The organism is Kribbella sp. (assembly GCF_035687465.1).
Lineage (GTDB): Bacteria > Actinomycetota > Actinomycetes > Propionibacteriales > Kribbellaceae > Kribbella.
The window spans coordinates 1-11,189 of record NZ_DASRXP010000542.1; the positions used below are offsets into that span (position 1 = coordinate 1).

General features: G+C 67.0%; 7 protein-coding genes and 1 pseudogene. All 8 read left to right on the top strand.

Translation table 11 applies throughout. The features are described from left to right. The coding region (locus VFG33_RS28610; RefSeq protein ID WP_325056078.1) for a substrate-binding domain-containing protein at nucleotides 1–1,661 on the top strand (1,661 nt) is incomplete at its 5' end. Next, nucleotides 1,658–2,578, top strand: coding sequence for a sortase (locus VFG33_RS28615; protein WP_325056079.1), 921 nt, complete (start codon nucleotides 1,658–1,660; stop codon nucleotides 2,576–2,578). The genes VFG33_RS28610 and VFG33_RS28615, both read left to right, overlap by 4 nt. A gap of 207 nt (nucleotides 2,579–2,785) precedes the next feature. After that, complete coding sequence (locus VFG33_RS28620; protein WP_325056080.1) at nucleotides 2,786–4,477, top strand: PPC domain-containing protein; 1,692 nt, start codon at nucleotides 2,786–2,788, stop codon at nucleotides 4,475–4,477. A 17-nt stretch (nucleotides 4,478–4,494) separates the two neighbouring features. Further along, nucleotides 4,495–5,286, top strand: a complete 792-nt coding sequence (locus tag VFG33_RS28625) for a lytic murein transglycosylase (RefSeq protein ID WP_325056081.1) — start codon at nucleotides 4,495–4,497, stop codon at nucleotides 5,284–5,286. A gap of 191 nt (nucleotides 5,287–5,477) precedes the next feature. Further along, nucleotides 5,478–6,500 (top strand): PstS family phosphate ABC transporter substrate-binding protein, encoded by a 1,023-nt coding sequence (locus VFG33_RS28630; protein ID WP_325056082.1) that lies wholly within the window; start codon nucleotides 5,478–5,480, stop codon nucleotides 6,498–6,500. Nucleotides 6,501–7,227: 727 nt separating this feature from the next. Next, nucleotides 7,228–9,411: a hypothetical protein gene (locus tag VFG33_RS28635; protein WP_325056083.1), complete on the top strand. Its 2,184-nt coding sequence runs from the start codon at nucleotides 7,228–7,230 to the stop codon at nucleotides 9,409–9,411. A 133-nt stretch (nucleotides 9,412–9,544) separates the two neighbouring features. Next, complete coding sequence (locus VFG33_RS28640; RefSeq protein WP_325056084.1) at nucleotides 9,545–10,390, top strand: phosphate ABC transporter ATP-binding protein; 846 nt, start codon at nucleotides 9,545–9,547, stop codon at nucleotides 10,388–10,390. Next, nucleotides 10,387–11,189: pseudogene (locus VFG33_RS28645) on the top strand (lytic transglycosylase domain-containing protein); the annotation flags it as partial. The gene VFG33_RS28640 and the pseudogene VFG33_RS28645, both read left to right, overlap by 4 nt.

The window sequence follows — 11,189 nt, forward strand, 5'->3', positions numbered from 1 at the left end:
GTGCGGCGAACACTGCTTACACCAACATCTACGGCACCGGCTCGACCTGGTCGCAGAACGCGCTCGACCAGTGGATCCGCGATGTCGAGCCGCTCGGCATGCGCGTCGAGTACGGCGGCGGCGGATCGTCGCGTGGCCGGCTCGACTTCGCCAACCAGTTGACCGACTTCGCGATCAGCGAAATCCCCTACCAGGGCAAGGATCCGCTCACCGGCGCGAACGACACATCGCTGGGCCGGGCCTACGCCTATATGCCGATCGTCGCCGGCGGAACCGCGTTCATGTACCAGATCAAGGTGGGTGGCAAGCTCTACCGGGACCTGCGGTTGTCCGGCGACACCATCACCAAGATCTTCACCGGCAGGATCACCAACTGGAATGACGCGCAGATCACCCGGGACAACAACGGGAAGGCGCTGCCGAACAAGAAGATCATCCCGGTCGTCCGGTCCGACGGCTCGGGGACCACGGCGCAGTTCACCATCTGGATGAACACCCAGCACAAGGCCGTGTGGGACAGCTTCTGCCGGTCGACCCAGGGACGCGTTTGTGGGCAGACGTCGTACTACCCGACGACGAACTTCCCGGGCGTGAAGTCGCAGGGTGGCTCGAGCCAGATGGCCGGCTACATCTCTGCCGACTATGCCGATGGCGCGATCGGGTACGTCGAGTACTCCTACGCGCTGGGCAAGGACTACCCGGTGGCGAAGGTACGGAACAACGGTGGTTACTACGCCCTGCCGACGGCCTACAACACCGCAGTGGCTCTCACCAAGGCACAGATCGAGACAAACCAGAGCTCGCCGCTCTACCTGACCCAGAAGCTCGCAGGGGTGTACAACTTTACCGACCCGCGGACGTACCCGCTGTCGTCGTACTCGTACATGATCCTGCCGACGGCGAACCTGAGCACCAACAAGGGCCAGACGCTCGCCGACTTCGCCGCCTATTTCCTCTGCAAGGGGCAGCAGAAGGCGGCACCGCTGGGGTACTCGCCACTGCCCCTGAACCTGGTCCAGGCCGCCTTCCAGCAGGTTCAGAAAGTCCCGGGGAGTCCGACCACGGCGACCGACATCAAGAAGTGCGGCAATCCCACCTTCGACGGAACGAACCTGAACCGGAACCTGCTGGCAGAAAGGGCTCCGCAGCCGTTGGCCTGTGACAAAGATGGAGCCGGGCCCTCGATCAACGGCGTCTGCCCGAATTCCCCGGGCAACGGGAATGGCAATGGCAATGGGAACGGGACCGGCGACAACAACGGCAACGGTAACGGCAACGGCACAGGCACCGGCGACAACAACGGAAACGGCACGGGCACGGGCACGGGAACTGGAACCGGAAACGGCACGGGGACCGGCACGGGCAACGGCACCGGGACCGGCACCGGGGACGGGAACACGATCGACCCGAAGACCGGCCAGCCGGTACCGACGGCGGGCACGTCCATCGACCCTGAGACCGGTCAGGTGGTCAATGCCGCCGGCAACAACAACAACGCCTACGAGCCGACGGGCAGCGTCACTGAGCTGAATGGCAACCGTGGCGGAGGAGACATGCTGCGCAACCTCGGTCTGCTGACTGCCGCGGAGCTGCTCTTGTTGCTGCTGATCCCGACGCTGGTGTCGCGGTACCTCCAGCAGAAGCGGGCAGGGAAGAAGTGACGGCGGTCGACACCGCGCCGCCCCGGATCGAAACCCCGGCCGCCCGACCGGCTCGGCCGGCGGCGCGGGTGCAGGCCAGGGTCAGGTCCGAACTGGAGCTCCGCCCGCAGCTCACCGCGGACGCGCTGCGGCTGTTCGCGCTGGGCATCGCCCTGTTCCTGATCTACGTGCTGATGCTCGGCGCGCTCCAGTACAACCGGGCGCAGGACGTGGCCTATGACAAGATTCGCGGACAGCTGGCCGAGGCGACCGCGCCCCTTGGACCTGGCATGGTCTTCGGTGATCCGGTAGCGGTGCTGGATGTGCCGGGCCTCGGTCTGCGCCAGGTCATCCGGGAGGGAACCACCGGCTCGGTACTCCGGGACGGGCCTGGCCATCGGGCGGACACCCCGCTGCCCGGGCAGGCCGGGGTGTCGGTGATCTACGGCCGGGGACTGACCTTCGGTGCGCCGTTCCGCGCGTTGCCGAACCTCACCAAGGACGCACGGATCGAGCTCGTCACCGGTCAGGGCCAGTTCGTCTACCAGGTCCTCGGCGTCCGCCGTGCTGGCGATCCGTTGCCGGCGGCCATGGCTAACGGTGCGTCCAGAATCACCCTGGTCACCGCCGAGGGCTCGCCTCTGCCGTCCAAGACGGTCTACGTGGATGCCGAGTTGATCGAGGGGCAGGTCCAGCCGGATCCGGCCATGCGAGTGGCCCGGGTGCCGGACAGTGAGCAGGCGCTCGGGGTCGACCTGTCCGGGGTCCTGCCATTGGTGCTGTGGTTGGAGGCGCTGATCGTGGCGGTCGGCGGAGTGGTCTGGTTCCGCAGCCGGATCGGCAAATGGGAGTCGTACCTGATCGGCGGGCCGATCGTGCTGGCGTTGTTGTGGCGGGTTTTCGAGCAGGTCTCGGGACTGTTGCCCAACCTGATCTAAGCCTTAGTTAACTGCGCATTCCTATCACCTGAACAACCCTGTCGAGAACGTCTCGGAAGGCTGCTTTCTACCTAGTATTGCCACCAGGTTCCCCGTTCTTGGGAATTGCATTTCGCTCGGGGGTGAAAGGTCGGCCGCAGGCAATTCCGTCTGCCGCCGTTGAGCTTTCTGGGAGGAAACTCAGCCATGGTCACAAGGATCAGGCGCATGCTGCTGGCGGCATCGGCAGTCGTCGTCGCGGTCGCCGTTTCGGTGCAGGGCGCGTCAGCGGCCACCACCGAGACCAAGCAGTACACCGAGTCCGAGGCGGCCACCGCCGCAGGACGGAACGACTCCAGTTCGAGCGCCCAGCGCCTCTACGGCTTCGGCACCGGCTACTGGAAGGAGCCGGCCGCAACGGTCCACGGCACCCTGTCCCCGTCCCTGGTGGAGATCGCTGCCAGCACCGAGGACGACGGCGCCATCCCGCTCGCCGCCGCGACCGGCATCGGCACCGACGGACGTGGTGCGATCACGACCACCGGGCAGCTCGGCGATGGCCCGCACGGCACCCTCGGTGACCGCAAGGGTGACTTCGACTTCTACAAGGTCACTGGCGCAGCGGGTCACACCCTGACGGTGAGCACCGATGGCTCCGCGACGAGCACGAACACCGTCGTCGGCGTGTACGACGCCGCCGGTCAGCTGCTCGCCTCGGACGACGACAGCGGTGTCGGCGCGGCGAGCAAGCTCGTCTTCCAGCTCCCTGCCGCCGGTGACTACTACGTGGCTGTCGCCGGCAAGAGCCCGGCCGGCACTTTCCCGACCGACCCGAGCAACTCGGGTAGCGGCGTCGGCGGGCACGACACCGGCGCTTACAAGGTCCTGATCGCGGCGGCGCCCGTCGACAAGGACTTCTACGCTGTTCAGCTCGCCAAGGGCGACGTCCTCAGCGGCAGCCTGACCGCCGGGGGTAAGCGGGTCAGCGTATACCGGCCGAACGGCACCCTGGCAGTGAGCTCCGCCCAGAACGTGACCGCCCGCGTCCCGGCGTCGTCGCCGCTCTCGCGCGGCCCGGTCGACTTCGCGTACGTCGCGGAGCAGGCCGGCTGGTACGCCGTATCCGTCACCGACGGGTTCGGTTCGTACGACCTGACGCTGCGGGCATCCCGGTCCAGCACCGAGACGGCCGCCACCTCGCAGACGATCTTCCTCGACTTCGACGGCGGTGAGACCGACCTTGCGCCGCTCGGTGGCTCGGGCGTTCGTCAGCTCACCGGTCTGTCGGCCTTCCTCGGCAACTGGGGGCTCACGGCAGCCGACGAGTCCCGGGTGCTCAGCAAGGCGGTCGCGGTGGTGACCGAGAACGCGAAGACAGATCTGAAGAACAAGGGCCTGAACCCGAACGTCGACGTCAAGATCCGGAACAGCCGGGATGACGCCGACAACTTCGGCACCGCCAACGTGTCGCGGGTGGTCGTCGGTGGCGGGTCCGGGATCGGCCCGGTCGGATCGGCGCAGTCGATCGACCCGGGGAACTTCGTGCACGAGGAGACCGCGCTGGTGCAGCTCGACCGGGTCGGCGCGGCCGGCGGCGTCATCAGCTTCAACACCTACCTGACCGCGGACAGCAACCGGATCGCGTTCGTCGGCCAGGCGCTCGGCAACCTGGTGTCGCGGGAGATCGGCCACCTGGTCGGCAATTACGACACCGACCCGACCAGCCCGGTGGCGAGCCTGATGGATGCCGACGGCAACTTCCCGGGCCTGTACGGAGTCGGCGCCGACGGCATCGGCGGCACCGCGGATGACGTCGACGTGGACTTCGGCAAGGACAGCTACGCCCCGGCGACTGGCCTGACCGGCACACAGGACACGCTGAATGTCGCGGCCTGGGGCTTGAGCAAGCCCTGCAACTGAAGGGTAGATAGGACAGCGTGAAAGGCAGGATTCTTCTGGCGGCGGCCGCGGTCGCGCTGCTGATCACGGTGATCCTGGTGAGTGTGACTAGCGTGGCGCGTCCGGGATCCGGGCGCGCCACGGCTGGTCCCTTGGTGGTGTCCGGGGGGATCCCACCTGATCCGCCGCCGGCCGGTCCGACGCCCGTGGCCGCCGGACAGACAGGCAAGGCACCAACGGCGCCGGTAACCGACTGGGGTGCCGCTGGGCGCTACCAGGACTGGGCGAATCAGATCAGCGCCAAGGTTCCGGTGGCTGCACGGACCTTGGCCGCTTACGCACTGGGGGAGCGGTTCGTCGCTGATCGAAATCCGTCCTGCGGCTTGAGCTGGGTAACGCTCGCCGCGGTCGGGGCGGTCGAGTCCGCGCACGGACGCTTCGGCGGTGCGGTGGTGGCGGAAGACGGGACCAGCGCGCCGGCGATCATCGGACCGCCGCTCGATGGAAGCCCAGGTGTCATGGCGATCGCGGACACCGACGACGGACAGTACGACGGCGACACTCGCTGGGACCGCGCGGTTGGCCCGATGCAGTTCCTGCCGACTACCTGGCGGACGTGGGGTGTGGATGCCGACGGCGATGGTGCTGCCCGGCCACATGACATCGATGACGCGGCTGCGACAGCGGCTGTTTACCTCTGTGCGTCGACGTCGACCATGACGACGGGCCCGGGCTGGTGGGCCGCGATCACGACCTACAACCGGTCGGAGACCTACGCGCGCGACGTGCTCGAGCGGTCGAACGAGTACGCGAAAACCAGTCTGCGTTGACGATCAAGGATCTCGGTAGGGGCAACCGGATGTAACGGTAACGTTTCTGGCTAGCCACAGCATCATGCGTGGTTCACCAAATGGCCGGGCGCTGTCGACCCTGACGGGATGGATTGGAGCTGTCACCGTCAGACACGGTGACCGCGATCCACAAGGTCGCGCAAACGCAGGTGAGGAAGGAAACTCCCGAGATGCGTTTCACCCGTACCGTCCGTGCCACCGCTATCGCCGCGGCAGCGGTTGCGTTGGTTGCTACCTCCGCCCTGTCGGCGTCCGCCGACCCCGACTTCGTCCCGGACAGCGACGACCTCGTCCTGGTCGGCTCGGACACCTCCGAGTTCGTCCTGAACGACCTGGCCGCGCTGTACAACGACCAGGCCCCGACCAAGCGTCTGGCGTCGTTCGACGCCACTGGTTCCGCGCAGATCACCCTGCGCGCGGGCCAGACCCCGGTCAACCGGCCGAACGGTTCGGGCGCGGGCATCACCGCCCTTTGCTCGAACCCGTCGGTGTCCGCGGCCCGCTCGTCGAGCGGTCCGTCGTCCAGCAACTGCGCCGGCCTGGTCTTCCTGCCGTTCGCTAAGGACAGCCTGCGCTGGATGGCCAACGACGACGTCACCGGCATCACCTCGCTGACCGACGCGCAGCTGACCAAGATCTACAGCTGCCCGACTGACGGCAGCGCCGACAACTGGAACGACTTCGGCGGCCCGAACCTGCCGATCGTTCCGCTGATCCCGCAGCTGAACTCGGGTACCCGGAACTTCTGGGCGACCCAGGTCGGCATCAACGCGACCACCCCGCCGAGCTGCGTGAAGGACAATGTCGGCGGCCAGTCGGTGCAGGAGCACGACCCGGCGCTGGTGTCCGCGACCGCCGGTGCGATCGCGCCGGTGTCATTCGGCCGCTGGGACCTGCTCACCCCGGCTCAGAAGGTCGGCAACTTCCGCGGCGCGATCCCGACCCCGGACTCGAACGCTTACGACCGCAACCTGTACCAGGTCGTCAAGTCTGTTGGTGGCGCGGTGCCGGCCGACCTGGCCGACCTGTTCGGTGACGGCGACGGCTTCTCGTCGACCTTCGGCACGCCGTTCATCTGCGAGGACGCCGACTCCGACCCGTCCACCGCAACGGCCGGCGACGTCATCACCGACAACGGCTTCCTCCCGCTCGGTTCGGCCGAGAACGGCGGAACCTGCGGCGTGGTCTCCTAGTCACCATCAGAAGGCAGCGCACGCTGTGAGCTGCTTCGCTTGAAGCGCGCTTGCTGAGCACCAATGACCGGTGGGCGAAGAGTCCGACTCCTCGCCCACCGGTTCTGTCGTTGGCCGGCTGGCTCTGTGGAGCTGGTCGGCCGCGTTCATGCGTGGTTCACCTGATTGCGAACTGTGAGGACTGGCGTCAGGGCAAGCTCGCGGTGTCGACACGCCGTGCCGTCCGTCCGGACGTGTCCGCAGTCGTGACCTTGGAGGAATTACTGTGAGGCTGACCCGCCGCCGTCGCGCTCTGGCGCTGATCGCGGGCACGTTCGTGTTCGCGATGTCAGCAGTGAACGCAGCCGCCTTCGAACCGAAAGCCGACCCAGCGCCTGACCCGAACAAGGACAACGTCCTGGTCGCGGAACCGGCGAACACGGGGGCCACGCTGAGTCGGGGCGCGAGCAGCGTGACTGTTTCGCGTACGGCTGGCCTGACCCGCCAGATGCTGTCCGTGTCCTGGACAGGCATGACGCCATCTCCGAGTCTCGGCCCGACTTACTCGGTCGTCATCATGCAGTGTCGGGGAGCCAACCCAGCTCGGGAAGACTGCTGGATGGGCAGTATCGATGCCAACGGCAACGCGCTTGGCAGCAACGCGCAAGGCTCCGTGAGACCCACGCTATATCCGCAAACAGAGACCGCCCAATGGTGGACCAGCCCTCCGAGCTCGTCCGGTCAGCAAATGAGAATCCCGTTTCGCAAGGCAGACGGGACCCCGAACGCAATCCTGAACGCGAACGGATTCTGGACCGTCCTACCGCTGGCCACCACTGTGGAGCCGATCGACGATGTCACGCCTGGGACAAAGAATTTCCGTCGCGGGGCGACGCGGCCCGATGGCACAGGTGAGATGCAGACCTGGGTGAACACCAAACTGGAGAACCAATCGCTGGGATGTTCCGAAACCAGCCCTTGTTCGCTGGTCGTGGTGCCGGTGGCCGAGCGCCCGTGCAAGCCCGATGTGACCGGCGGTGGGCTAACCTTCTGCAACAACCAGATCGGCAAACCGCCCTCCGAAAACTGGCAGTTGCTGGCGAACTGGTATGACCGCTATGTCTTCAAGCTGAATTTCGCTCCGGCCGCGACTGCCTGCGTCGGGCGAGACGACTCGGCCGTGATGCTGGGATCGGAGTTGGTGGCCGAAGCCATGCGGCGATGGGTGCCGGCGCGTTGTCAGCAGTCCAGCCCAGCCGGCCTGGACTACACCCGGACCTGGGAACCTGACTCCCTGCGACAGTTGGGAATGTCGGATCCCATCGCGCCATCGGGCTACGCCGCTGATGCCGCCGTGGTCAGCGAACCAGCGGCTGCGGACAACTCGGTGGCGACGAAACGCAAGGCGGCCTATGCCCCGATCGCCGTCTCTGGGTTCGCGATCGGCTTCAGGATGGAGAAGATCGACGGCAGCCCGATCCCGGACGTGAAGCTCAATCAGCGGCTGGTTGCCAAGTTGCTGACCCAGTCGTACCCCGGCCGGTATGCACCAGGGACGGGGTTCCCAGTGAATCCGAACACGTCGGGGAATCCGCAGCGGCTGCTGAGCGACCCGGAGTTCCAGCAGCTGAATCCTGGCGCGGCTCAATGGGCCGGTGGGACCGACCCTCTCGGCACGCAGTTGGCGATCCCGGTGTTCAAGACCGACGTCATGCTGGCGCTGACCAGGTGGTTGTGGGCGGACCCTTCAGCGCGTTCCTTCCTCCAGGGCAGACCTGACCAGTGGGGCATGACTGTCAACAAGACCTACCGGAACTGGCAGCTCCCGCGGGATGACTACAACCTGAACGACGGCTGGACGTTGGGGACGGACCAGCAAATCTGGAGTGGCTTCGCCCCTCAGGCGCTCTGGGCACAGACGACCGGCTCGTGGGCACAGGGCGCGGATGTGCTGATGACTGCCTGGCCACTCTCGCAGTACCCGAACCTGCCGACCGAGCCCGGTCTTCCGGTCCAGCCGAAGCGCAACGAGGTTCTGCTGTCCGGAAGCCGGAACCTCCTCGCTGTGTCGACGACTTCGGAGCTGGAGAAGGCGGGCATAGCAGCGGTGTCCCTGCGGAACGCACAGGGTGAGTTCGTCCAGCCGAGCTACGAGAGCATGACGTACGCGCTGGACGGCGCGACCGTCGATCAGTCGTCGGGCGTCTGGAAGATCAACTACTCCTCGATGGACAAGCGTGGCTACCCCGGCACCATGATCAGCTACGCAGCCGTACCGACGAGCACGCTGAAGGGCACGGAAGCGAAGGACTACGCCGACACGCTGCGGTGGGCGACGACGGTTGGCCAGGAGTACGGCCAGGAGTCCGGCAACTTGCCGGAGGGCTACCTGACGCTGACCGACACGATGCGGCAGCAGGCGGCGAAGGTCGCCGACGCCGTGGAGAACCAGATCGGCAAGCCGGTGATTCCGCCGGACGGCCAGGACCCGGTGGACGACGACGAGGACGACACGCCGGACGACCCGCCAACGACCAACAACCCGGACGACCCGGGGCAGACCACAGCTCCGCCGCAGAACAACGGTGACGGCAACGGCAACGGAAACGGCACCGGGTCGAACGACGACAACGGCAACCAGCCGGGGAGTACGCCGACCTCGCCGGGTGCGACCCCGTCGGTGGGCACCCCGAGCAAGAACCCGCCCCAGGCGAGCGGCAGCACGAAGCCGATCTCGGCGACAACGCAGGGCGAGTCGCTCGGCTGGCTGGCATGGGGCATCCCGGCGCTACTGGTGGCAGGTCTCGCCGCCGGTGTCGCCTCACCCGGCATCCGCCTGATCGCCCAACCGGGCCACCCGGTTCGCCGCGGAGTAGTTGCCGGAGGCTCCTACATCGCAAGCCTCCTCCGCCGCGGGCGGCGCCGCGGCTGAGCTGTCGAGTGCACCATTCATGCGTCGTTCACCTGGTTTCGATCTCCGGGTCCGGAGCGGAAGGAAAGCTACCAAGAGTCCGTGCCTTGGCGCCGACCGCCGACCGCCCGTCCCGATCGGAAGGACCTGCTTGATGACGTCCGTACTGCCCGCTGTTCCGACCGCGGCGGACGACGAGACCACCGTGTTGCCGCCGGTCAGTGGCGGCAGCGTGCTCGAAAGCGATCGGGTGGCTGCCTGGTTCGGGAGTCACAAGGTGCTCGAGGAGATCTCGCTGCGGATGGAGTCCGGCCAGGTCACCGCCCTGATCGGGCCGTCCGGCTGTGGCAAGTCGACGTTCCTGCGGATCCTGAACCGGATGCACGAACTGGTGCCGAGTGCCTCGCTGGCCGGCCGGGTGATGCTCGACGGCGACGACATCTACGAGCCCGAGCGGCGGATCACCGATACCCGCAAGCGAATCGGGATGGTGTTCCAGAAGCCGAACCCGTTCCCGGCTATGAGCATCGCGGAGAACGTCACCGCCGGCCTCAAGCTCACCGGCACCCGGGTGCGAGGTGGCGAACGCGGCGACCTGATCGAGGAGTGCCTCACCAAGGCCGGTCTGTGGAAGGAAGTCCGCGACCGGCTCGCTCAGCCCGGCGGTGCGTTGTCCGGTGGTCAGCAGCAGCGGCTGTGCATCGCCAGATCGCTCGCCGTCCGGCCCGATGTGCTGCTGATGGACGAACCGTGCTCCGCGCTCGACCCGACCTCGACCCGGCGGATCGAGGAGACCATCCACGACCTGCGCCGTGAGGTGACCATCGTGATCGTCACCCACAACATGCAGCAGGCCGCCCGGGTCTCCCAGACCTGCGCGTTCTTCCTGGCCGAGCAGGGCACGCCCGGCGTGATCGTGGAATCCGGTCCGACCACCACGATCTTCTCGACCCCCGAGGACCCGCGCACGGCCGACTACGTGGAAGGGCGTTTCGGATGAGCCCGTTCGGTACCGGCGACGTCTGGCGGATCAAGGTCGTGGCCGGCTGGGCCTGCCTGGCTCCCGTCGCCGCGATGGTGCTCGTGTTCGCGATCGGCGATTCGAAGCCGCCCGGGCAGTTGGTTGTCGATGGCACCAATACACCGCGGGCCGACTCGGTCTTCGACGACCTGGCGGCCGAGTTGCCGCCCGGGCCCGGTGTCGACGGCAGTCTCGGCACTCAGGAGAAGTCCCAGATCGAGATCCCCATCACCGGTACGACGGACGGCAAGCCGCTGCCCCCTGGGACCCCGGCGATCGGCAACACTTCCGGGATCCCGGGAACCGTGCTGGCGGCGTACCAGAAGGCGGCCAACGAGCTCGCCGTCTCGACGCCCGGCTGTGGGATCACCTGGCCGCTGCTCGCGGGCATCGGCAAGGTTGAGTCTTCCCATGCCAGCGGCGGCCGGGTCGATGCGGCCGGTCTCACCCGCGGGCAGATCCTCGGTCCGGTGCTCGACGGTGGACCGGGCATGGCCGCGATCAGCGACACCGACCAGGGCCAGTTCGACGGCAACACCCAGTGGGACCGGGCGGTCGGCCCGATGCAGTTCATCCCCGGGACCTGGGCGTCGTTCGGTGCCGATGGCAACGGTGACGGGATCAAGAACCCGCACAACGTCTTCGACGCGTCCCGCGCGGCAGGCGAGTACCTGTGCTCGGGAGGGGCCAACCTGCGCGATCCGCAGGGCCTGGTGCAGGCGGTACTGCGCTACAACCACTCCATGGACTACGTATCCACTGTGCTCCGGTGGATGCA